16 protein-coding genes are annotated in these 24,440 nt (G+C 34.1%); 8 read left to right on the forward strand and 8 right to left on the reverse strand.

What is annotated here, in order from left to right:
* Positions 1-62: 62 nt before the first annotated feature.
* Positions 63-2,504: an alpha/beta hydrolase family protein gene (locus IWX84_RS07385; RefSeq protein WP_196850102.1), complete on the reverse strand. Its 2,442-nt coding sequence runs from the start codon at positions 2,502-2,504 to the stop codon at positions 63-65.
* Positions 2,505-2,804: 300 nt separating this feature from the next.
* Here IWX84_RS07385 and IWX84_RS07390 point away from each other — a divergent pair, with 300 nt between their 5' ends.
* Positions 2,805-3,812: a 3-oxoacyl-ACP synthase III family protein gene (locus IWX84_RS07390; RefSeq protein WP_196850103.1), complete on the forward strand. Its 1,008-nt coding sequence runs from the start codon at positions 2,805-2,807 to the stop codon at positions 3,810-3,812.
* 92 nt (positions 3,813-3,904) lie between these two features.
* Here IWX84_RS07390 and IWX84_RS07395 read toward each other — a convergent pair whose 3' ends face one another.
* Both IWX84_RS07395 and IWX84_RS07400 read right to left on the reverse strand, forming a co-directional pair.
* Positions 3,905-6,274 (reverse strand): TonB-dependent receptor domain-containing protein, encoded by a 2,370-nt coding sequence (locus IWX84_RS07395; RefSeq protein WP_196850104.1) that lies wholly within the window; start codon positions 6,272-6,274, stop codon positions 3,905-3,907.
* Between the two features lie 237 nt (positions 6,275-6,511).
* A complete protein-coding gene (locus IWX84_RS07400; RefSeq protein WP_196850105.1) occupies positions 6,512-10,795 on the reverse strand; it encodes a T9SS type B sorting domain-containing protein in 4,284 nt (1,427 codons plus the stop codon).
* Positions 10,796-11,029: 234 nt separating this feature from the next.
* Here IWX84_RS07400 and argS point away from each other — a divergent pair, with 234 nt between their 5' ends.
* From argS to IWX84_RS07425, 5 genes are all read left to right on the forward strand, one after another.
* Positions 11,030-12,808, forward strand: coding sequence for an arginine--tRNA ligase (gene argS / locus IWX84_RS07405; RefSeq protein WP_196850106.1), 1,779 nt, complete (start codon positions 11,030-11,032; stop codon positions 12,806-12,808).
* Positions 12,809-12,860: 52 nt separating this feature from the next.
* Positions 12,861-13,580, forward strand: coding sequence for a hypothetical protein (locus IWX84_RS07410; protein ID WP_231385441.1), 720 nt, complete (start codon positions 12,861-12,863; stop codon positions 13,578-13,580).
* Positions 13,581-13,710: 130 nt separating this feature from the next.
* On the forward strand, positions 13,711-15,060 hold the full coding sequence (gene ffh, locus IWX84_RS07415; RefSeq protein ID WP_196850107.1) for a signal recognition particle protein: 1,350 nt from the start codon (positions 13,711-13,713) through the stop codon (positions 15,058-15,060).
* A gap of 77 nt (positions 15,061-15,137) precedes the next feature.
* Positions 15,138-16,028 (forward strand): bifunctional 5,10-methylenetetrahydrofolate dehydrogenase/5,10-methenyltetrahydrofolate cyclohydrolase, encoded by an 891-nt coding sequence (locus IWX84_RS07420; RefSeq protein ID WP_196850108.1) that lies wholly within the window; start codon positions 15,138-15,140, stop codon positions 16,026-16,028.
* A gap of 44 nt (positions 16,029-16,072) precedes the next feature.
* Entirely contained in the window at positions 16,073-16,480 is a 408-nt protein-coding gene (locus tag IWX84_RS07425) for a DUF1801 domain-containing protein (RefSeq protein WP_196850109.1), read from the forward strand.
* 129 nt (positions 16,481-16,609) lie between these two features.
* On the opposite strand, the gene rluF is transcribed toward IWX84_RS07425, so the two are convergent.
* The 4 genes from rluF to IWX84_RS07445 all read right to left on the reverse strand — a co-directional run bounded on the left by rluF (position 16,610) and on the right by IWX84_RS07445 (position 20,292).
* Entirely contained in the window at positions 16,610-17,422 is an 813-nt protein-coding gene (gene rluF, locus IWX84_RS07430; protein ID WP_196850110.1) for a 23S rRNA pseudouridine(2604) synthase RluF, read from the reverse strand.
* Between the two features lie 101 nt (positions 17,423-17,523).
* Positions 17,524-18,372 (reverse strand): alpha/beta hydrolase, encoded by an 849-nt coding sequence (locus IWX84_RS07435; RefSeq protein ID WP_196850111.1) that lies wholly within the window; start codon positions 18,370-18,372, stop codon positions 17,524-17,526.
* 39 nt (positions 18,373-18,411) lie between these two features.
* Positions 18,412-19,191: a zinc ribbon domain-containing protein gene (locus tag IWX84_RS07440; RefSeq protein ID WP_196850112.1), complete on the reverse strand. Its 780-nt coding sequence runs from the start codon at positions 19,189-19,191 to the stop codon at positions 18,412-18,414.
* Positions 19,192-19,194: 3 nt separating this feature from the next.
* Positions 19,195-20,292, reverse strand: coding sequence for a Nif3-like dinuclear metal center hexameric protein (locus tag IWX84_RS07445; RefSeq protein ID WP_196850113.1), 1,098 nt, complete (start codon positions 20,290-20,292; stop codon positions 19,195-19,197).
* Between the two features lie 135 nt (positions 20,293-20,427).
* Here IWX84_RS07445 and lpxK point away from each other — a divergent pair, with 135 nt between their 5' ends.
* Together lpxK and IWX84_RS07455 are read left to right on the forward strand one after the other, a co-directional pair.
* A complete protein-coding gene (gene lpxK / locus IWX84_RS07450; protein ID WP_196850114.1) occupies positions 20,428-21,465 on the forward strand; it encodes a tetraacyldisaccharide 4'-kinase in 1,038 nt (345 codons plus the stop codon).
* On the forward strand, positions 21,437-22,249 hold the full coding sequence (locus IWX84_RS07455; protein WP_196850115.1) for a purine-nucleoside phosphorylase: 813 nt from the start codon (positions 21,437-21,439) through the stop codon (positions 22,247-22,249). The genes lpxK and IWX84_RS07455 overlap by 29 nt, the downstream gene beginning before the upstream one ends.
* Positions 22,250-22,255: 6 nt before the next feature.
* Here IWX84_RS07455 and IWX84_RS07460 read toward each other — a convergent pair whose 3' ends face one another.
* On the reverse strand, positions 22,256-24,430 hold the full coding sequence (locus IWX84_RS07460; protein WP_196850116.1) for an ATP-binding protein: 2,175 nt from the start codon (positions 24,428-24,430) through the stop codon (positions 22,256-22,258).
* Positions 24,431-24,440: the final 10 nt, after the last annotated feature.

A 24,440-nucleotide genomic window follows, 5' to 3' on the forward strand; every position in this document is an offset into this window, starting at 1 on the left:
TTTCTTGTTTTATAGTATCTCGTTTTGAAATTGTGAATCACAGCATAGAAAACGTTCTTGATTTATAAATTTTTAGGCGTTTTTGTTTCTTCACCATTTTTCAAATACTTTTCTAAAAATTGGTCTTGTTCCCAAAGCAAATGCAAGATGTTTTCTTTTGCTACATAACTATGTGCTTCTTTTGGTAAAATTACCATTCTTGCAGGAGCGCCCAGTCCTTTCAAAGCTTGAAAATAACGTTCTGTTTGCAAGGTAAACGTTCCAGGATTATTATCGGCTTCACCGTGAACTAACAGCATTGGTGTTTTCATTTTGTCAGCATTCATAAAAGGCGACATGGTGTTGTAAACCTCTGGAGTCTCCCAGTAGTTGCGCTGCTCGCTTTGGAATCCAAAAGGAGTTAAGGTTCTGTTGTAAGCACCACTTCTGGCAATTCCGCAAGCAAAAAGTTTAGAATGAGTCAATAAATTAGCTACCATAAATGCGCCATAAGAATGACCTCCAATAGCAACTTTTTTCTTGTTGATATACCCAAGTGCATCCACTGCATTTATTGCTGCTTCGGCATTATCGACTAATTGTGACATAAAATTGTCATTTGGTTCTGTTGTTCCTTCCCCGATTATTTGGAACGAAGCATCGTCAAGAACTACATATCCTTTAGTCACCCAATACACAAATGATCCGTAATAAGGGAAAGTGAATTCATTTGGGTTTTGATTGCTTTGTCCCGCTGATTTTTTGTCTTTGTATTCTGCTGGATAAGCCCAGATCAAAAGTGGTAATTTTTCTTTTTTTACTTTATCATAACCTTCCGGCAAATACAAAGTTCCTGATAATTCAACACCATCTTTACGCTTGTATTTGATTACTTCTTTACTCACATTTTTGATGCTTTCAAAGGGATTTTTGAAAGTGGTTATTGGAGTCAGACTGTTTTTTTGTTTTATGTTTCTAAAGTAATAATTTGGATAATCATTTTTACTTTGGATTTGAACTAAAATCTCTCCTTTTTTGAAATCTTCAATCTCCAATAAATCTTCTTTTTTATCTTTATAAGTTGAGGTATAGAGACGTTTTGGTTGTAACGTTTTTAGATTGAATTCATCAATAAAAGGGAATTGGCCGTCTTTCGTAAATCCATCGCCTATTCGATAGGCATTATCATTTTCTATAGCCAATACGTATTTATTATATTGGTTTTTTTTGGTTTCAAAATTCCCAGGGTCTGAATAAATATCTTGTGAATTTCTATCGGAAATTGTTATTGGTTTTTTGTTTAAGTCGGATGGATTTATCAAATACGCTTTGGTATTTCGAGTGTCATACCATTCATCAGAAACAATGGCTACGTTATCATTTCCCCAAATTACGCCACTGTAGCGTTGTGGTGTTTTTACCAAAGAAGTTGCAACGCCATCAAAAGGAGCGTTCCAAAGAAAAACTTCATCTCTAAAATCAACTTTGTTCGCTTGGTCTCCTTCGTCCAAGGCTACAACATACGATAAGGTAGCTGGCTTGTCATTTCTCCAACTCATTTCTCTTTTTCCTTTGCGAACTGCCATAAAACCTTTTGGCATAATTTCGTTAAGCGGTACTTCATTTACTGTTTTTATTTCAGCGCCATTTGTATCATAAACAACTGATTTTAATGGAAAACGACTCAAAGGAACAATATAAGAAAATGGTTTTTGAATGGTGGTCAGCATCAAATAATTACCATCTGGTGAGAAACTTTCTCCGGCATACATATTGGCGGTTTTGAATAAAGTTGCTGTTCCGTTTAGCTGCACTTTATACAATTCAGAAGTAATGATGTTTTCAAAATTGATTTCATCATTTTTGTTTTTCAACATATCCGGGTAGGTTCTGTTTTGCGATTTTGAACCTATTGCATTTGAAATTATCGGACCTGTTGGCAAATCTTTTTTGGCATCCAGTAATGCTGCTCTATTTTTTGGAAGCATTTTCACCAAAATAGTTTCGTTGTCGTTGAACCAAGTGAACGGATTTCCAAGATTGGCATTTACGTTAGCTTCGGTCAATTTTTTTGCTTTTGCGGAAGCGACATCCAAGATCCAAAGTTCCACACCTGTACTTGTCGAATGAGAAAATGCAATTTTCTTGTCATTTGGCGACCACGAAATATTACTAATTCGAGGATTGGAAGGCAAGCCAGCAACTTGTATTTCTTTGGTGTCTTTTATTTTTCGTAATTTGATGTTTGTGATATAGGTAACCGTGCTCGAAATATTTGTTACCGGATTAATGCGCAAACCGCCTAATCGTAATTCTTCTTGATTTAAATCATCTAAAGTTTTATAGGTATTTCTATAACTCAAAAGCATGTATTCTTTTTTGGTATCCATTGACACCGAAGGAGCTCTTTCGTAATCGGCTAAATCTAAAATGGATTTAGATGGTTTTTGGTAGCTCAAATTTTCTTGCGCAAAGGCGGTTAAGCCAAGGCCAAGAAACAATAACAAGGTAACTTTTAATTTCATAGTTTGAAATATTATCGATTAATAGTAATGCAATTATTTAATTTGTCTAAAATAATTGAAATTTGTTACAATTTAAAATAATGTTTCTTTAACGGCATAGCCCTGATGGAAGCGGCATCCTTTTCCTGTCCCGTCGCGTCTTTTGGGACGAGACTGAACAGGAAAAGATATAGCGTACAGCAGGAAACAGCTCCTGAAAAAATATATAATTGATAATTTGTTAAAAAAGCGGTACTTTGTGAGTCTATATTTTAAAGTATAGTTAAATTTGCAGTCTTATTTTAATGAAATAACAATAGTATGTACCATTCAAAAATAGCGGGATTAGGATTTTACGTCCCATCAAATGTTGTTACCAACGACGATTTGTCGAAAATTATTGACACTAATGACGAGTGGATTCAAGAAAGAACAGGGATTCAAGAGCGAAGACACATCATAAGAGGAGAAGATACGACGACTTCAATGGGAGTAAAAGCAGCTGAAATTGCGATTGAGCGATCAGGAGTTGCCAAAGAGGATATTGATTTTGTGGTTTTTGCCACTTTAAGTCCTGATTATTATTTTCCTGGGCCAGGAGTTTTGGTACAACGTGATTTAGGTTTGAGAACCGTAGGTGCTTTAGATGTTAGGAATCAATGTTCGGGTTTTATATATGCTTTGTCTGTGGCAGATCAATATATTAAAACGGGAATGTATAAAAATGTGCTGATTATTGGTTCTGAAGTGCATTCAACAGGATTAGATATGACTTCTCGTGGTAGAGGAGTTTCGGTGATTTTTGGTGATGGAGCGGGAGCAGCCGTTTTGAGCAGAGAAGAAGATTTGACTAAAGGAATTTTATCTACTCATTTACATTCAGAAGGACAGCATGCAGAGGAATTGATTGTAAAAGCACCAGGAATGGGTGACCGTTGGGTTACTGATATCCTTGCTGATAATGATCCAAACGATGAAAGTTATTTCCCTTATATGAACGGACAATTTGTATTTAAAAATGCTGTGGTTCGTTTTAGCGAAGTGATAAATGAAGGTTTACAAGCCAATAATTTGGAGGTTTCAGATATTGATATGTTGATTCCACATCAAGCGAATTTAAGAATTTCTCAGTTTATTCAGAAGAAATTTGGATTGACAGATGACCAAGTGTATAATAATATTCAAAAATACGGAAACACTACCGCAGCTTCGATTCCTATTGCTTTGACTGAAGCTTGGGAGCAGGGAAAAATTAAAGCAGGTGACACGGTGGTTTTGGCAGCCTTTGGTAGCGGATTTACCTGGGGAAGTGCAATCATAAAATGGTAGTCTAACTTCTACCGTTTTCATTCTTATTTTTAATCAAAAAACCCGAAGTTGGCAAACTCCGGGTTTTTTTGTAACAAATTATTTAAAATAATTTATAGAAGCCCACCACTACCTTGGGTTTCATTTTTGTCACGTTGTTTTCTTTGTATGGCTTTATTTTTTCCGCTTCCAAAACGGTAATTGAATCCTACGTAAGCGGTTTGACTTTCCCAGTTGAATTGTCCTTGCTGTCTTTTTGGTTTGCTCCCTTCAAAAGCGAAGTTCATCGTATTGAAAATATCACTGAATCGGACAGTTATGGTTCCGCTTCCTTTAAGAACAGTGTAGCTGGATCCCATATCGATTTTCCACATAGGTTTTCTTTCAAATTGTAATCCTAAATCGCGGCCTCTATACATTCCTGATAATTGAAGGCGTAAATTTTTGGAAGGTTTAAAGGTGTTGCTGATACGAGTGTTGAACGTAGTTACATCTACCTCTACAAATTCATTGGCAACAATTCCTTTAGTCTTTTTGTTGTAGGCATCAAAACTAATGTTAGCACTCCACCATTTTTTAAAATCTAGATTTCCTGAAATTTCAAAACCATAAGCATTGTTGTCGTTGAGGTTAGCGTATGACAAAATTAATTTAGAGGAATTATTGGGATTTTCAAATAATGTTCGGGTAATCTCGTCATTTATTCTTCTGTAAAATACTCCTGAAGTTATCGAACCTATTTTTGTTTTTCTAGTGTAATTCAACTCGTATGAATTGGTAAACTGTGGAAAAAGGTTAGGATTTCCCTCAGAATCAATTTGAGGCGTACTCCATTCGCGTATTGGGTTTACTTGGTCAATACTTGGTCTGTCAACACGTCTTGAAACACTAAAATTGAAGGTGTTTTTATCACTTTGGTTATAATTGATGAATCCTGAAGGATACAGCGTAAACAAATCGTCGTTGAAAGTTGCATCGTTCTCATTTACCTTTTTAAATAAGGCTTTTGCATTGTATTTTTCAAATCGGGTTCCCGCTTGAGCACTCCATTTTCCCCATTGTTTTGATACGGTTGCATAAGCTGAATAAATATTCCTGTCATAAGCAAATTCTGAATTATAAGAATTGTCTTTTAGGAAATTATTGCGGGTGTTTTCAATTCTGCTTTCTAATCCTAATTCCAGTTTGGCGGTTTCTGATAAAGGATTCGTATAATCTAAATTAATTAAGGAGTTGTTTCCTTTATTGGTGATGTAATTTGTAGCTGGCGTATTGAAAACAGCATTTTCCTTGTTATTGTCTTTGCTATAATTTACTTCAAGTTCCAGATTATGACCTTCTTTTTTGAATGTCTTTTTATAATCTAAATTGTAAGTTTGGGTGTAATTATTATTTTTATTGTCAAATAGTTGCGTAATATCTGATTTTGCGGGATTTACAAAATCGACAGACACTACTGAATTTCCAGTTCCGTTATACATATTTTGGTTGGTATAAAAAGAGATGGTATTTTTTTCATTTAAATAAAAGTCAAAACCTACTTTCGCTAAATGCGAGGTATTATTATTTACGAAACTAAATTTTTGAAAATCTTCTTGGCCAGGCTCAGTTGTTTTTAAAAATCCACGATTGGATTGTTTTCCGGTATTCAGCCCGTAGTTTCCATATAGATTGAATTTTCCGGTGCGATAATTCATGTCTAAAGACGAGTTTAATTTTGGAGTTTTACCAAAAGTTACTCCATTATTTACACTTCCGTTAAATCCAATTTTACTATTTTTATTCAGTACAATATTGATGATGCCACTCATTCCCTCTGGATTGTATTTAGCCGAAGGGTTTGTTATTAATTCAATTTGTTTAATGGAACTGGAAGGAATTTGTTGCAATATTTGTGATGCTTCGATGGTCGTTGGCTTTCCGTCAATTAATATTCTCACGTTTGAATTCCCACGAAGAGAAATGGCATTCGTTTGTGGATCAATACTTACTGATGGAATATTATTCATGATTTCGGCGGCAGTTGCTCCGGCAGAAATTAAATCTTTACCCACATTAATAATTTTCCGATCTATTTTTTGTTCGATAGTCGATTTTTCATTTACGATTTCTACTCCTTTAAGCTCTATAGCATCTTCTTCGAGAGATATGGTATTCAGGTTAACGTTTTTAACTTCAGGGGATAATGAAATTGATTTAGTAACTGTTTTGTAGCCAATAAACTGAATTTCTAAAGTATAGTTTTTTAATGGCAAATTTTTTATTAGAAACATTCCCTTATCAGAAGTTATAACTCCTGTAAGTACTTTGTTTTCTTCTTTTACCACAATGTTGACATAGGCGATTGGTTCATTGCTTTTTTTATCGATGACTTTACCAGAAATACTTCCTGAATTTTCAAGAAGTGTCGGTTTGACCGAATTTTGTGCTTGCATCGAAATCACTGTTCCGAATATGCAGACTAAAATTAATTTAAGATTCATGATTGATTTTTTTGATTAAAAATTTGATTGATGATGATGCAAAGGTATGTATTTATTTTAAATATATGCATTACATAGTACTGTTTTATGCAAAATATATATTTTTTTTAAAAAGAAATATTTAAAAGTTACCTAATAGACTATGAATGCCCAATTTTGTTACATTATTTTTTATTTTTTTTTATAAAAAAAAAGACTTTCGATTAGGAAAGTCTTGAAGCAGGAATAGTGTAAAGCCTATCTTTTCAATGAAAAATGAGATTGATACTCTTTTAAAACCTCATTTTCTGAATAAGATATAGAAAACCAGTAATCATCGGCCGGTAATGCGTAACCATTAAATGTTCCATCCCAACCTGGACCATTTGGGAAAAGTTGTATTAAGAATTTTCCGTAACGATCAAAAATAAATAATTTAGGATTGTCTTGATTTGGCAGTTCTGTCACGTTCCATGTATCGTTGTAGCCATCACCGTTTGGTGTAAAAAATTTTGGAGCAAATACTAATTTAGCCAATATTGGTATTGTTGATCCGCAGCCGTTAGCATCGCTAACACTTATTTCATGCACTCCTGAACTCACATTTGTAAATATGTTACTTTTTTGAGGAGAATTTCCGTCGAATGAATAGAGAAAATTAGTTCCGTCGCCCAAACTTGGTACTGCATTTACAGTAATTGTTTGATTATCTGAAAACCAACCCTCAGTAGTAAATGAGATTGAAGCAGGTGGTGCAGATTCAATAACAGTAAAAGTAATAGGTTCTGAAGGGCAACCGAATATCGATAAATCGGTTACAATTAAAGTATAGTTTCCAGGTTGGTTCGTTGAAAAATCAGAAGAGGAACCTACTAAAGTACCATCTTCTTTTTTCCATTCAAACGAATATCTAGGTGCGCTAAATCCACTTATAATATGAGAATCTGTGATTGCTCCAGTTTCAAAATCATGGCAAATAGCAGGGACGGTAAGTATTGGTTTTGGTTTTGAAATGATAGTAATTACCATAGGTTTTTCATCAGGACAAATTGTAGTTGTTGCAGTTCCAACTTCAGCATACGCGTAAATTGTTGTTGAAGCAGTAATTAAATCGCCTGGAAATTTTTCTGTATTGGTATTACCCGGCCCTCCAGATTGGGTAAAGTATCTGTTTATTGGAACAACCAATGGCGGTAGAGCGTATGATTCACATCTGGTTACAGGAGCTATTGGACTTATCACGGGACTTTTGTAAATTGTAACTATAAAATCATCTTCATCAAAACAGGTATTTCTAGTATTGTCTTCCGCATAAACATACAAAGTGGTTGTGGTATTTATTGGACTGTATGGAGGAATTAATTTCACGCCGCTACCATGAGGACCGCCAGTGTTTGTGTAATAATCACCAAGTCCAACAATCTTAGGCAGCGAATAAGAATTACAGGCATATTGATCTGGAATGGGATTAACTAAGGTAACTAAAACAGATATGCTATATTCTGAAAAACAGGTATTTGGTGCGGAAGCTAATGCATAAACATATATCGTTTTGGAATTTGAAATTATGGTACCTGGTGGTAATATCGGGTTTGTAGGTGAAGGACCTCCAGGAAATTGATAATATTCTCCATTAATTAAATCATCAAGAATATATCCTTGTCCACATTGTATTACTTCCACAGGTCTGGCATCAATTAATGGAGATGAATTAACAGTAACAAGAAACTCTTCTTCAACATAACAAGGCCCTGTTGCGGCTTTGTCATAAAAATATACTTTTTGGGTTGAGGTTATTGGGAATCCTACCGTTAGCATTATCCCTGTTCCCAATGGACCTGTGAAATAATTTCCCGAATGCGCAACTGTTGGTAAAAAATAAACATCACATTGTGGTGCCGTGTCTGGTATAAATGGCAACGGAGGTATGTTTACCGTAATAGTAAATTGCAAATTGTCAGTGCAATTTTGTCCTGGCACGTAGTACCAAAGAGTAGTTGTCGCATTAATTGAAGTTCCCGCCGTTACGAGCGATCCTCCTCCGGAAGTGGCAGTTCTGTATTCACCAACTATTAATTCTGGCAAAATATACGCAGAACAAGAATTTACATCTATTGGTGGTGTAACGCTATTAATGCCTATAAATACGGTAAATGTTTTTTCGGAAAAGCAATTTGTCGGTGTTGTAGCGGTTTCTTTGAAAACGTAGATTGGCGTTGTAACTGTAATAATAGTTCCTGGGGGAATTATCGGTAAACCTTTATTTGGTCCTGAGTAGTAGATGCCTCCGTTTGGATCAACCGGCAGTGTGTAAGAATTACATCCGAATTGGTTTACATATTCGGGTAATAGTGTAAATGGAATAATTGTGGCTGTAAATGATTTTTCTTGAGTACAAGATGGCGTTACAGTGGTATCTTCAAACCAAACATAAATGGTATTTAAACCAGCGGTATTTATTACTGATCCCGCAGCTAATTGGGTATTACCAATAGTATTTGTGCCTCCTGATTGCTTAAAATATTTGGCGTAAGCTAAAGCAGGTAATCTATATTCCGAACAATAAGATCCGGATGTAGGTGATATTGCATTCAAATCTGATATAGTAACGGTAAAAGAATCCTGATTGGAACAACTTCCAGATTGATTGAAAACATATATTGTTGATGGAGTAGTGATGTTGTTCCCCGCGAAAAGCGGTGTCCCAGTTCCATTCGATCCTGTCCAATATTGTGCCCCGGTTTTTGTTAAAACAGGCAGGATATAGGAACTGCATACCACTACATCATTTAAAATGTCAACTTCTGGGATTGGAGTTACAATCAATTTAAAGCTAGTAGTGACGTAGCAAGCGGGATTCGAAATATTTTGCAGTCTAACCCACAAAGTACTATTTGAGGTTATGAGAATATTGCTTGCATTCGGTGTGATAATATCGGTGTTGGTGTTTGCTCCATTTAAAGTAGAATGAAAAGACAAAATATTATAGGTTTGGTTTTGTAGACCTAGGATTGAATTTTTTGGGGTAGTTAGGTCAAAATTCGCTTGTGGAGGAAAATCTGTTGTGTTTCTGGCACAAAGAGTAATATCATTTGGAATACTCGAAATTTTTGGGCTAGGAACAATTTGCAATTGAAAGGATCGTATTTCATAACATGGTAAAATGGAGTTTTCAATTCGGACATAAATTATTTTTCCGTTTGCAGAACTTGTTATGGTGTGCGGACTTGAAATAGCAGCGATATCGCCAACAGCATCAGCATTGGAAAGATGATAAGTAATAGTTGTTCCAGCGGGTAAATCATCTAAAATTCCTGCAGGAGTTGTTGCTTGGTTGTTACCTGCTCGTATAATGCTCGTATTTTTTGTTAGATCAAAATCATAATTGGCAGCTCCGGTATCGCAGGCATAAATATTTGGTACAGAAGAAATAACTCCTAAGGCAGGGTAAATTCCAACACTTATTTCATCTGTGACTTCGATACAACCAGGTTCAGTATAACTCACACTGTAATTGTGAATTCCGGAACTTATTAACGGAAGAATTGAATTCAAATCTAAAGTTTGTCCAGTTTGAGCTGGAGAAAAATCAACGCCTTCCAGTTTCCATGTAAAGGTTGTACTTGGGCTTAATCCATTCGCTGATAATATAGGTAATGGACTTCCGGGACAAATTGCTTTATTGTTTGCTAAAGTATAATCAAGACCAAGTATATCCTGACCAATATTAAAAGTATTCGCATTTAAAAATATAGCAGAATCATATCCTGTATTGTTGCTGCCATCAGCTATAACTAATTTTATTCTATAAGTGTGCGTAATATCTAATCCTGATGCCGAAGCTAGCATAGGTATGGTTTGTCCATTAAAATTTATTGCCGGGCCAAAACCACCTCCGTTGAAACTTCCGAAAAAACTAGGATTTGCAGAGGGACAATTCGAATTGTAGGTACTATTTCTGATTGTTTGAACCGAAATTGGTGTATTTGTATTTGGAATTACGGCTAAATTTATATTGGGACCACCAGTAGTCACGTCCTTTAAAAGAAAAGCAAATGCATCCGAGAAATTACATTGGGAGGTGCCATATTCTTCTGAAGCGAATAAGAACGAGAAATCAAAATTTGGTGTTTTTGGTTTAAAATCAAATTCTATGAAACTCGCATTTATGGAATTTATAGTAATGCCAGATTGCGATAGTAAATTAGCCTCTAAGTCAGCATCGCCGGTCCATGCAGCATTTCCATCACTTAATATAGTAGTGTTAGGACCTGGCACTTTATTGACATCGCCTGAGGTCAATACTACGCCATTTTTAAATGGGAAATTAGGATTGATATTTTCAAAATATCCTATGCTATTGGATGAACCAAAGGAAGATCCTGTTTTTGAATTAACATTAGTTCCTGAAACGCAAGGAGAATTTATTAGTACTTGGTTTACCAATTGATCGGCTGAATAAGTGGTCGTGTTGATAGTTACTGATTGAGAATAATTTTTCACAGTAAAAAACAATAGCAATAAAATCAATGTTTTTTTCATCTAAATGAATTTTTTACTGTTAAACTTGTATATATAACGTTATGTAAGCTAAATAATTATTTATTAGACAGTGATTGAGGATGATTTTTATTTTAGTTAATTATACGCTTTTTATTCTTTTTTTAAATTATTAAAATTATAAAAAAAATGTGTTTTTTCTTCATATTCTAATGTATTTTATAAATAAAAAAATTCTAATTAAATACTATCTTTGCGACCTCAATAAATTGTAAAATGAATCTGCAAGAAGTACTTATTCCAAATATAAAAAAAGCTGTTAACGAATTATTCAGTGTAACTTTAGACAAAGTCGAATTTCAAACCACTCGTAAGGAATTTGAGGGAGATATCACGATGGTAATTTTCCCATTGTTAAAAGTCATCAAAAGTAATCCCGTAGAATTAGGAAATAAAATAGGAAATTATTTAGTTGAAAACTTAGCCGAAGTGAGCCGTTTTAATGTGGTTTCAGGATTTTTAAATATTGTAATTTCCGACGAATATTATTTAACTTTCTTTAATGAAATAAAAGACGATGCCAAATACGGTTTCGTTATTCCATCTCCCGATGAAAAAGCGGTAATGGTAGAATATTCTTCGCCAAACACTAATAAACCTTTGCATTTAGGTCACGTTCGTAATAATCTATTAGGATATTCTGTTGCCGAAATTATCAAAGCTTCAGGTAAAAAAGTATATAAAACCCAAATCATAAACGATAGGGGAATTCATATTTGTAAGTCGATGTTGGCTTGGCAGAAATTTGGAAACGGACAAACTCCGGAATCAACAGGTTTAAAAGGAGATAAATTAGTTGGTAATTATTATGTAGCTTTTGATAAAGCGTATAAAACAGAGATTGCTCAATTGATGAGCGCAGGTAAAACAGAAGAAGAGGCCAAAAAACAAGCGCCAATCATTCTGGAAGCCCAAGAAATGTTATTGAAATGGGAAGCTGGTGATGAAGCAGTAATTTCGCTTTGGAAAACTATGAACCAATGGGTTTATGATGGTTTTGCCATTACCTATAAAAATCTGGGAGTTGATTTTGATTGTTTTTATTACGAAAGCAATACGTATTTACTAGGTAAAGATGTGGTTCAGATTGGTTTAGAAAAGGGAGTATTCGAAAAAGATCCTGATGGTTCTGTTTGGATTGATTTGACCGATGAAGGTTTAGATCGAAAAATTGTGCTTCGTTCCGATGGTACAGCAGTATATATGACTCAGGATATTGGAACAGCGATACAACGTGTGAAAGATTATCCAGATGTTGGCGGAATGGTTTACACGGTGGGTAACGAACAAGATTATCACTTCAAAGTATTATTTTTAATTTTGAAGAAATTAGGTTTTGAGTGGTCTAAAAACCTATTTCATTTATCATACGGAATGGTAGATTTACCTTCGGGAAAAATGAAAAGCCGTGAAGGAACCGTTGTCGATGCTGATGATTTGATGCAGGAAATGACAGATACAGCTCAAAAAATTGCTGAAGATTTAGGGAAATTGGACACTTATTCTGCTGAAGAAAAAGCTAAATTATACAATACGATAGGTCTTGGCGCTTTGAAATATTACATTTTGAAAGTGGATCCTAAAAAACGAATTCTGTTTAATCCAGAAGAATCAGTTGATTTTGCTGGAAATACAGGACCGTTTATACAATATACTTATGCCAGAATTCAATCGATAATTCGTAAAGCTAATTTTGATTTTTCTAATAAATCAGAAATAGTGACCCTTCATGAAAAGGAAAAAGAATTGTTGAAACAGCTCGAGTTATTTCCTGAAGTGATACAAAATGCGGCTCAAAATCACAGTCCTGCACTACTGGCAAATTATACCTATGATTTAGTGCGAGAATATAATTCATTTTATCAAGCAGTACCTATTTTAGGTTCGGATGTGGCGAATGAAAAAATATTCAGAGTACAACTTTCTAAAAAAGTAGCAGATACGATTGCCGCTTCGTTTCGACTATTAGGGATCAGTGTACCAGAAAGAATGTAATAATGGCATGCCTTTTGCGTTATGAATTAATTAACAATTTAAAAATACCATTATGAAAAAAATTTCAATTTTAGCATTACTTGCACTTGTAATAAGTTCTTGTACAAATGATTCCACTTCGGGAGGTAATGTAACATTAAAGGCTTCCGCAGTTTCCTCAACAGGTAAGACCTCTTTAACAGCACGAACTACAGCAACTTCTACAGTAGTTATAACCGACTTTAAAATTAATATTGGGAAGATCAAATTTGAAACCGATATGGAAGATGCGATGTACAGTATGGATCCAAAGCATGATGACGTTAAACTTCATGGACCTTTTTTATTGGATTTGCTTGATCCTAACTTAACCTTAAGTCCTTTTATTACTTCTGTAAATGTTCCGAATGCAAGATATGAGGAAATCGAATTTAAGTTCGAAAAATCAACATTAGTTGGTGAAATGAATGGTAAGACTTATTTGATTAAAGGAACTATTAATGGGAAACCATTTATTATCTGGAGCGACAAGGATGTGGAACATGAATTGGATTTTGAAGACCACAACAAAGATTTCACGATCAATGGTAATGATATATCTTTGAACATTAAAATACATCTTGATACTTTAATGGCGAGATTAACTACTTTGGCAAACCAAGGCCTATTGTTAGATACCGATGGAGATGGAGTTATCGAAATTAGTACTGCCAGTGATGATAGTCACAATGATATTGGGGATTTGATAAAAGATTTACTTGAAAATGAAGCAGATTTAGATGACAAGGATTAATTAAAAAATATTTTTATTTTATTCATAAAAGAGGCTGTCTGAAGAAGACAGCCTCTTTTTATTTATAATAGTATTTAAACTTCAAAATCAAATGCTTAAATTTGCACCTTAATTAAAGAGAAATAAAATTATGTTCGATAATTTAAGCGATAAGTTAGATAAAGCCTTCCATATATTAAAAGGTCACGGAAAAATTACAGAGGTAAATGTTGCCGAAACTTTGAAAGAAGTTCGTCGCGCATTACTTGATGCCGATGTCAACTTTAAAATTGCTAAAGATTTTACTACTAAAGTAAAAGAAAAAGCAATTGGACAAGACGTGTTAACTACACTTCAGCCAGGACAATTATTAGTAAAGTTAGTCAAAGATGAGCTTACGGAATTAATGGGTGGTGATGTTGCCGGAATCAATCTATCTGGAAACCCAACCGTTATTTTAATGGCGGGTTTGCAAGGATCTGGGAAAACAACATTTTCTGGTAAACTAGCGAATTATCTTCAAACGAAAAAGAATAAAAAACCACTTTTGGTAGCTTGTGATATCTATCGTCCTGCGGCAATTCAGCAATTATATGTTGTTGGAGATTCGATAGGTGTTGAGGTTTATTCAGAGCCAGAAAATAAGAATCCTGTTGAAATTGCTCAAAATGCAATCAAACATGCGAAAGCAAACGGGTTCAACGTTGTGATAGTCGATACAGCGGGTCGTTTGGCAGTTGATACGGAGATGATGGACGAAATCGAACGCGTTCATAAAGCAATTCAGCCACAAGAAACCTTATTTGTTGTTGATGCAATGACAGGTCAAGATGCGGTAAATACTGCTAAAGCTTTCAACGACATATTGAATTTTGATGGTGTTATCTTAACGAAATTAGATGGTGACACTCGTGGAGGAGCTGCTATTTCAATTAAATCAGTAGTTAACAAACCAATTAAATTTGTTGGTACCGGCGAAAAAATGGATGCGATAGATGTATTTTATCCTATTCGTATGGCAGAACGTATCCTTGGAATGGGAGATGTTGTGTCTTTGGTAGAGAGAGCACAAGAGCAATTTGACGAAGAAGAAGCCAGAAAAATCCAAAAGAAAATTGCCAAAAACGAATTCGGTTTTGATGATTTCTTATCTCAAATTCAGCAAGTAAAGAAAATGGGTAATATGAAGGATTTGGTTGGAATGATACCAGGTGCGTCAAAAGCAATGAAAGATGTTGAAATTGAAGATGATGCTTTCAAACATATTGAAGCTATCATTCACTCGATGACTCCTGCTGAGAGAAGTAAACCGGCAATTATTGATGTTAAAAGAAAAGCCAGAATATCAAAAGGTTCCGGAACCAAAATAGAACAAGTTAATCAATTGATGAAACAGTTTGAGCAAATGAGTAAGATGATGAAAATGATGCAAGGACCAGGAGGGAAAAACCTCATGAAGATGATGGGCGGAATGCAAGGCGGTATGCCAGGAATGAGATAAAATGAGTCAAAAGTCGAAAGTCTTAAGGTTGTAATGACTTTAAGACTTTCGACTTTAAAACTTTAAACTAAATTAAAATGCAACTACTAGACGGAAAAAAAACAGCAGAGGATATTAAAGGCGAGATCGCTGCCGAAGTGCAAAAAATGAAAAATAATGGGGAGAAAGTACCTCACTTAGCAGCAGTTATTGTAGGTAACGATGGAGCGAGTTTAACTTACGTGGGAAGTAAAGTGAAAGCATGTGAACGAGTTGGTTTTGAATCGACTTTAGTGAAAATGCCGAGCACCACATCGGAAACCGAATTGCTAAAAAAAATAAAAGAATTGAACGAGGATCCTAATATTGATGGATTTATAGTTCAGTTGCCACTTCCCGACCAAATTGATGAGCAAAAAGTATTGATGGCAGTTGATCCAAGTAAAGACGTTGATGGTTTTCATCCTGAGAATTTTGGAAAAATGGCTTTAGATATGAGTACTTTTATTCCTGCTACTCCTTTTGGAATTCTAGAGTTGTTAGAAAGATATGGAGTGGAAACCAAAGGAAAACATACTGTTGTGATAGGACGTAGTCATATTGTGGGAAGACCAATGAGTATTTTGATGGGTAGAAAAGGGTTTCCTGGAAACTCAACAGTAACCTTGACGCATAGTTATACTAAAAATATTGCTCAAATAACAACCCAAGCAGATATTATCATAACCGCTTTAGGGGTGCCGAATTACCTAAAAGCAGAAATGGTAAAAGACGGTGTCGTAGTAATCGATGTGGGTATTACAAGAGTTGCTGACGAAACAAATGAAAAAGGATATGTGATTACAGGTGACGTAGATTTTGAAAATGTAAGTAAGAAAGCAAGTTTCATAACACCAGTCCCGGGAGGAGTAGGGCCTATGACCATCGCAATGCTGCTGAAAAACACGCTTTTGGCAAGAGAAATGAAAATTTTAAAATTAGAAAAATAATAAAAATACAAAGCCTATTCGTCTAGAATAGGCTTTTTTTAATTATGGGAAATCCACAAGGAATACAGTTTGAAAGTGTAAATGAATTTCTGGATAATTTACCGGAAGAAGAATTGGAAATTGTTCTTTTTCTGCGTAAAATTATTCTCGAATGTATGCCAGATTGTAAAGAGAAATTGGCTTACAATGTTCCTTTTTATTACCGCCATTCCCGAATTTGTTATATTTGGCCGGCTTCCATTCCTTGGGGCAAAGTTGAAAAAGGAGTGTCGATTGGTTTTTGCAAAGGCGCTTCGTTTTTAGATGAAACTTTTGAAACTACAAAATTTGCTTCAAAGCTAATTTTCAATTCTGTTAAAGAAATTGATGTTCCAATATTGAAGCAGCAAATTTATGAAGCAATTTTAGTAGATAACCAAATCGTTAAAGCCAAACGACGAAAAATCCAGTAAAATCAATTTAGAAATAGAAAATAATTAGGGTTAATATTCAAGCACGAATTTCACTAATTTGCACAAATTAATTAGTGTAAATTAGTGAAATTCGTGCTTTGCTTTTAAGTACTACAGTTTTTCTTTAAGCTAATAATCCCCTCTTTTTTTAAATCTCGGGTCATCTCTTTTAATGAATTCCGTTCTTCTTTTTGTAGGTTCCGCTTTTGGTAGACTCGCTTCTTCGGTTTTGCTGGAAGGTTCAATCAATTCGTTTAATTCTTTAATTTCTGCATCAGTCAAATCTCGGTATCTTCCCATAGGAACATCAAGCGAGATGTTGATGATTCGGATGCGTTTAAGAGCTATAACTTCGTAGCCTAAATACTCAGACATTCTACGAATTTGACGATTTAAACCTTGTGTTAGCACAATCTTAAAGATATCCTTGCTTATTTGCTCTACTTTACATTTTCGGGTAACAGTGTCTAAAATTGGAACACCATTTCCCATTCGTTCAATAAAACGGTCCGTTATAGGTTTGTTTACCGTTACCGTATATTCTTTTTCGTGATTGTTTCTCGCACGTAATATTTTATTAACGATATCACCGTCATTAGTCATAAAAATCAATCCTTCACTAGCTTTGTCCAATCGGCCAATAGGGAAAATACGTTTGGGATAATTGATGTAATCCACAATATTATTGCGAACATCTAAGTTCGTGGTACATTCGATTCCTACAGGTTTATAAAAAGCCAGGTAAACGGGTTTTTCGTTTTTCTCACGAATCAATTTACCATCAATACGCACTTCGTCACTAGGGGAAACTTTTGTTCCTAACTCAGGTACAACTCCATTTATAGTCACGCGTCCTTCGTCGATTAGTTTATCGGCTTCGCGACGGGAGCAATATCCTGTTTCTCCAATGAATTTGTTGAGGCGTTTTAGATTTTCTTCCATAGTGCAAAAGTAATACTAAATTGTTTAATCGTTTATGTGAGTATTTGTTTATTTGAAAAATTAAGAAAGCAGTAAAATATTTTACAACTGTAATATTGTAGTTATTCTGTTTCAAATAAAAAGTGGTAGACTTTCTTGTATAATTCATCATCATGCAGGCTATGCCCCAACCCTTTTGTTTCTATAAAAACTGCATTTTCCCAAGCGCCTGCAATTTTTTTGCCTTCTTCAAATAAAACAACTGTATCATCTGTATCATGAGCGATTAAACCTTTGGTTTTTATTTTGGAAGCAAAAAATTTTCCTGAAAAATGTTCTAATTTAAGTTTGAATTCTTTTAAGTAGTGATCTTCTAAACCTTTTGAAATTCTAGAATTTAAACTCAACATCGAAATGTAATTATAGAGTATAATTTTAAAATCGCTTGGAGATCCTAAAATCACCATTTTTTCAATATTGTTGTTTTGGAATTTTGCTTGGTAGTACAAACAAGTTTTGCCGCCTAAAGAATGTCCGATTAAGTATTTTGGATTAAATCTTTGCACAGCAATGTCTATAAACTTGGCATATTGCGGAATATTAAATTCTTTTCCACTTGATAAACCATGTGCAGGTCCATCGATGGCAATTATGGTGCTCCCGGATTTTTGTAAATAGGGTAGTATATTTTCCCAGCGTGAAGCATTACTTTCCCAACCATGAACCAAAAGGATAATAGTGTCATTCCCTTTCCAAGTATAGGTTTGGAAATAATGTTCGTCGTATTGAAAAGTTTCGGTTTGAGCTTCCTGAAGGATTTTAGGGAGATTGTTTTTTGTTAATCTTCCTTCTCTGGGTTCGCTAAAAAGAGCGTAAGCTAATTTCGTAGCTTTTTCAGGAAATACAAAACTCAAAAAGTTTATATATAATCCAATAGATTTAGTGTAAACGAAATATAATTTTTTTTTCATAATAAAAAAGTCCCGATGTGAATCGGGACTTAAATAGAATTAAAACTTAGAAAATAATTTTTCCATTTTTTCTTTTTCTTCGTCAGCCAATACACTGTCGACTAATATTCTTCCTGAATGTTCATCAGTGATGATTTTCTTTCTTGAAGCAATTTCTACTTGTGTCTGCGGTGGAATTGTAAAGAATGATCCTGCAGATGCACCTCTTTCAATAGAAACAACAGCTAAACCATTGCGAACACTTGTTCTGATTCTAGTGTACGCTTTTAATAATCTTTCTTCGATTAAAGCTTGATATTCCCCTGATTTTTCAGTTAAAAAAGCTTCTTCTTTAGCAGTTTCAGACATGATTGCGTCTAATTCTGACTTTTTATGTTTCAAGTGATTAGATTTAGTTTCTAATCTTTCTTTTGACTGAGAAATTACTTCTTTCTTATGTTCGATTGAAGCTTTCATTTCTTTAATTTGTTTTTCAGACAATTGAATTTCTAATTCTTGAAATTCAATCTCTTTAGTCAACGAATTAAATTCTCTGTTGTTACGAACGCTTTCTTGCTGTTTTGTGTATTTTTTGATCGCCTCTTTGTGCTCATCAATTGCATTCTTTTTTGCTTTGATTAGATCTTCGATAACTTCGAGTTCACTTTTCAATTTTTCTGAACGCGTGCTTAAACCGGCAACTTCATCTTCTAAATCTTCCACTTCTAGAGGAAGTTCACCTCTAACGTTTCTAATTTCGTCAATTCTAGAGTCAATTAATTGTAAATCGTAAATTGCTCTTAACTTGTCCTCAACACTTAATTCTTTCGTATTCGCCATATTCTATAAGTACTTAACTGGATTTGAATTTTCTTCTGATAAAATAACTGCAAAATTAAGGTTTTTTTTCCGAAGATAGTCAACAATATAATTTTTTGTATAGCGTTCGCTTTCAAAATGTCCAATATCTGCCAATAAAAGTTGATTTTCGGCCTCATAAAACTGATGATACTTTAAATCCGCCGTTAAAAACACATCGGCTCCAGCCTGAATAGCATTTTTTATGGCAAAACTTCCAGCTCCGCCAAGTACTGCTATTTTTTTTACTTCTTTTCCTATAAAGTTGGAATGACGAATACCATCAGACTGCATTTTCTCTTTTACAAAAAGTAGAAAATCTTTTTCGTTCATTGGATTTTTCAATTCGCCAATCATTCCTAAACCAATATTTTGATGTTTGTTTTGTAGCTCATAAATTTCATAAGCGACTTCCTCGTATGCATGACTTTTAAAAAGCGCCTTTAGAATTTTGTTTTCCAAATGTTTTTCGAAAGTCACTTCGATTTTGATCTCATCGCCTTGCACAAACTCAAATCGTTCGCCCATTTGAGGATTGCTGTGCTCATTTCCCATATAAGTTCCAATTCCTTTTGAATTGAAACTGCAATCTTCATAATTTCCTATATTTCCTGCTCCGGCATCGAAGAGGGCATTGCGAACCTGTTCTGCATTTTCGGGAATGGTATAAGTCACTAATTTCCGAATGAAATTTTGCTTCGGAATCAGCACTTTTGTGTTTATTAAACCCAGTGCATCACAGAAAATTTTATTAACGCCATCCTGATGATTGTCCAAAGCGGTGTGAACGGCATATATGGCAATGTCATTTTTTATTGCCTTAATTACTGCTCGCTCCACATAATTCTTGCCTGTTATTTTTTTTAATCCGGAAAATAATATGGGATGAAAACAAACCACCAAATTGCATTTTTTATCGATTGCTTCCTCAATTATATTTTCTAAAGCATCATGACAAACTAAAACACCTGTTGTTTCTGACTCTTGATCGCCAACTAATAAACCTACATTATCAAAATCTTCGGCGTAGGCGAGTGGCGCCATTTCTTCGAGTACAGAAATTATTTCTTTGATTTTACTCATCGTTTAGTTTTTTTGGTATTCGTAATCACTGATTTCATAATATCAGATTTTTGATTGTTTAATTCTGGATTTTCTAATAAACAAATTAACGAATAAACAAATCAACTTTAAAATAAAATATTCTACTTTCGTACAATGAATTTACTGCGAAAAATACTGTTTCCATTTTCCATTTTGTATGGCGTGATAACGAGTATCCGGAATTTTCTTTTCGATAAAGGTGTTTTGAAATCGTATGCTTTTGATTTACCCATTATCGCTGTTGGAAATCTGAGTGTTGGCGGTACAGGAAAAACACCGCAAATTGAATATTTAATTCGGTTATTTTCGGATAAATATAAAGTAGCCACATTAAGCAGAGGGTATAAAAGACAATCTAAGGGATTTATTTTGGCTGATGAAACAACTAATGTAAGTATTCTTGGTGACGAACCTTTTCAGTTTTATAAAAAATTCCCAGCCATCCAAGTTGCCGTTGATGCCAATAGAAAAAATGGAATAGAGCAATTGCTTTCGCAAAAGATTAAACCAGAAGTTATTTTGCTAGATGATGCTTTTCAACATCGGAACGTAAAAGCGGGTTTCTATATTTTACTCACTTCTTATGGGGATTTGTATTCTGATGATTTTATTTTACCAACCGGAAATTTGCGAGAGAGCAAAACCGGAGCAAAAAGAGCCAACGTGATTATTGTGACCAAATGTCCTTTTAATCTGCCGCCGGAAAAACAGAATGATATTAGAAACAAATTAAAACTTTCAGTATACCAAGAATTATACTTTACTTTTATAGCCTATGACAATTTTATTTATGGGGAAAACCGGAAGATAAACGTAAATGAAATACAAGGTGCTTCTAAATTGCTAGTGGCGGGAATCGCCAAGCCCGAGCCATTTTTCGCCTATTTGCAAGATACCAATGATGTCTGTTTGTCTTTTCCAGACCATCATAATTTTACCGATAAAGATATTTTAGAAATTAAAAATTTAGCTCAAAACAACATCATTATTACTACCGAGAAAGATTATGTGCGATTAAAAGGAAGTTTGCCAAGCGAACAACTTTTCTATTTACCGATACAAAGCTCTTTTATTTCCGGTCCCGAAACTTCGGGAGAAAATTTTGATAAAACCATTACAAATTATGTGGGAACAAGTACAAGAAACCGTTAGTTATATTAAAGAAAGAATTGATTTTACCCCAGAGTATGGTGTGATTTTAGGTTCAGGATTAGGGAGTTTTACAGATGAAATGAAAGTAGAATATACCTTGCCTTACAATGAAATTCCAAATTTCCCTGTATCGACTGTTTTAGGTCACAAAGGAGCTTTAGTTTTTGGAACCATTGGGAAAAAGAAAGTAGTTGCAATGCAAGGAAGATTTCATTTTTATGAAGGATATTCCATGACTGAAGTTACTTTCCCGGTTCGAGTAATGAAATTTTTAGGCATAGATAAGTTAGTTGTTTCTAATGCATCCGGTGGTGTAAATCCAAATTATAAAGTAGGTTCAATTGTTCTTATAAAGGATCATATCAATATGACGCCTGAACATCCATTACGAGGAAAAAATGACGAGCGTTTTGGACCTCGTTTTGTAAATATGAGCGAACCCTATTCGAGAAAGATGATTACTAAGGCAAAAGAAATAGCGCTTGATTTAAACATTGAAGTTTTCGATGGCGTGTATTTAGGACTTCAAGGACCAACATTTGAAACCTTAGCGGAATATAGAATGGTAAAAATTCTTGGTGCAGACTGTGTAGGAATGTCAACAGTTCCAGAAGTAATTGTCGCACGTCACATGGATATTGAGACATTCGGGATTTCTGTTATTACGGATATGGGAAATGAAGAAAATATAGATTCTATTTCACATGATGAAGTACTGGAAGCCGCGAAAAAAGCAGAACCAATGGTTCGAAGCCTAATTAAAGAATTGATTGTAAAATATTAGATTGCACTAAACATAATTTGCAATTACGCTGTAAAATTCTTCAGGAATGAATGGTTTTGTGATAACATCATTCATTCCAAAGGATAATAACATGTCACGATTTTCATCCAATGATATTGCAGTTAGGGCGATTATTGGTGTTTTTTGATCAAATTTTCTAATTCGTTCAGTTGCTATAGTACCGTTTATGCCCGGTAAATGAACATCCATTAGAATTAAGTCAAATTTATTGTTTTTAGCTGTTTCAATCGCCTCTTCACCGTTGTCAATTATGTAACAAATTATTCCTTTGTTTTCGAGCATTTTTGCTGAAATCATTTGGTTAATTTTATTGTCCTCCACCAAAAGTATTTTTTTATTCGCTAAAATAGAATCATCATATGTTTTACGTTTTTCTTCTACTTTCAATAATTCAGAGCCTTTTTTAAATTCTAATTCAAAGGAAAAAGAAGATCCTTCTCCCACAATACTTTTCAGGCGTATATGACCGCCAAGAGTTTTAATTAGTTTCTTTACGATTGTTAAACCTAAACCAGTTCCTCCGTATTTTCGATTTACCTCTATCGAGCCTTGCGAAAAACTATCAAAAACACTTTTTAATTTGTCTTCAGGAATTCCAATCCCTGTATCAATTACTTCAAAATATATAGTTGCATGGTCATCCTCTAATGATTTTAGTTTAGTAATTACATTTACAGTACCATTTTTAGTGAATTTTAGCGCATTGTTAATCAAATTCAGGATTATCTGTGATAGTTTTGTGGGATCACCAATCAAATAATCAGGAATTGAATGATCAATTTCAAGGTTGAATTTGTTGTTTCCTACTGCGGCTATTTCTTTTAAAGAGTTCTGTATGTCTTCTAATAATTGTTTAAGATTAAAATTGATATATTCAATTTCAATTTTATTGGAATCGATTTTGTTTATTTCTAAGATTTCATTTATAAATTTTGTCAAGTAATCGCCTGAAAATTTTAATGAAGTCAGATATTTCATTTGAGACCTCTTTGGCTTTTCTTCCAATAATAAATGAGCGATTCCATTTATAGCATTGAGTGGTGTACGAAGTTCATGGCTTACCGTGGATAAAAATTCAGATCTTGCATTGGAGGCTTTTTCTGCTTTGTCCTTGGCAATTTCTAATTCTTTATTTTTTTCTTTTAGCATTAGATTGGATTGTGTTCTAATGATATTGTTTTTATATAATGATAAACTCAATAAAGACAAAATAGAGATTAGGGCAATGGCGAGGATACTAATTAATTTAGAGAATTTATTCGCTCTTTGCTGCTGCTTATTTTGATTGCCAATTTGTACAATTTCTTTTAACCGTTCGGACTCTTTAAATTCATTGTAATCATCAATGCCAAGTCTTTCGTTATTTAAAATTGAGATGCTCTCTTTCAAATTAAGATGTTGTTTCAAATACGAATAGGCGTTGTTTTTATCTAACATTTTTTCGTAAACAGAACTCAATGCGAGTAAAATATTCGATTTTTGGTCAGAATTGTTATTCCTAGCATTATTTTCTAATGGTTTATTGAGATAATTTAAAGCTAAATTATATCTTTTTTTGGAAGCTTCAACCGTTCCTATTTGGTACAAAGCTTCAGTTCTGGTATCCAGTATTGGTCCATTATACGGTTTTGCAATTATGGTTTTGAATATTGCCGAAGCTAAATCATAATTCCCTTTTGATTTACTTATAATCCCTTTCTGCAGATACAGCAGGTTGTTTATTTGGGCAGAATCAGAGCTTTTTAAATTATTAATTATTGATTTGGTATTATTAAAATAAATTTCGGCGTCCTTAAAATTTCTTTTTTCAATATAACTCAAGCCTAGATAATAAGTCGCGTATGCATAATTCGAACTTGGTTCTAATTTTTTGTAGAATGAAATGCTTTTTTGAAATGATTTTATAGCGTCGTTATATTTTTTTAATTCAAAATATAGTTTTGCTAATTTAAACGTTTGATCAGCTTGCGCTTGGACATCCCGACTTAATTTAGCATAATTTATAGCTTTTTGTGTATAAAATATGGCCTGTTGGTATTTATCGGATTTGATATTTGAAGTGGTCAAATTTTTGTAATACGTAAGACTATCTGTTTTCTCATTAGTTTGAGAATACAGAAATGAACTGCAAAAAAAGATAAAAACGAACAATTGCTTCATGTATAACTGA

It is taken from the genome of Flavobacterium sp. CG_9.10 (genome assembly GCF_015752245.1).
GTDB lineage: Bacteria > Bacteroidota > Bacteroidia > Flavobacteriales > Flavobacteriaceae > Flavobacterium.